This window comes from Parabacteroides distasonis, from assembly GCF_004793765.1.
In the GTDB taxonomy this organism is placed as follows: domain Bacteria; phylum Bacteroidota; class Bacteroidia; order Bacteroidales; family Tannerellaceae; genus Parabacteroides; species Parabacteroides distasonis_A.
In genome coordinates, this window is sequence record NZ_SRYM01000139.1 from 1 (window position 1) to 913 (window position 913).

Consider the following 913-nt stretch of genomic DNA (forward strand, 5'->3'; position numbering starts at 1 on the left):
GTTGCGGCAGCGTTGAAGAATGACGAGGTACTGAAGTATTCGGCATACCTGCCACCGAACAAACGGAAAATCCTCTATGTAGATACCGAGCAGAGCAAATACCATTGCCATAAGGTCATGGAGCGTATTTTGCGACTTGCCGGACTGCCTACCGACAAGGACAGGGACGATTTTGTTTTCATCGTGCTAAGAGAGCAGACCCCCGACAAGCGGAAACAGATTATCGGCTATATGCTTGAAAATATGCCCGATGTGGGGTTGCTCATCATTGACGGAATCCGTGACTTGATGTACGACATCAACAGCCCCAGCGAATCAACCGACCTAATCAACCTTTTGATGCGCTGGTCAAGTGGGTATAACCTGCATATCCACACCGTGCTGCACTTGAACAAGGGGGATGACAACACAAGGGGGCATATCGGTACGGAACTGAACAACAAGGCTGAAACCGTCCTGCAAATCACGAAAAGCCAGCAGGACGGCAACATAAGCGAGGTAAAGGCGATGCACATACGTGACCGGGAATTTGACCCGTTCGCATTCCGTATCAATGACAACGCTTTACCCGAAATCGTGGATGATTATGTATTCCAACAACCTAAGCAGGACAGGAACTTTTCCGCTTACGGAACTGACTGAACAGCAACACCGGGAAGCGTTGGAGAACGGTTTCGGCAAGCAGGTGGTACAAGGCTATTCCAATGTCATAGCGGCATTGAAACAGGGTTATGCGAGTATCGGTTACGAGCGTGGACGCAATGTTCTTGTGTCGCTTAACAAGTTTCTTGTGAACAAGCGCATGATTGTGAAAGAGGGCAAGGGCTACCGCTATAATCCCGATTTCCATTATTAAAAGTCAGTTTGGTTTAGTCCGGGTGTATATACAAGAGGAACGGACTTACTATTTCCC

The 913-nt window shown here is 48.3% G+C and carries 1 pseudogene; it reads left to right on the forward strand.

The features are described from left to right. Positions 1 to 856: pseudogene (locus tag E5342_RS19080) on the forward strand (AAA family ATPase); the annotation flags it as partial. Positions 857 to 913 lie beyond the last annotated feature (57 nt).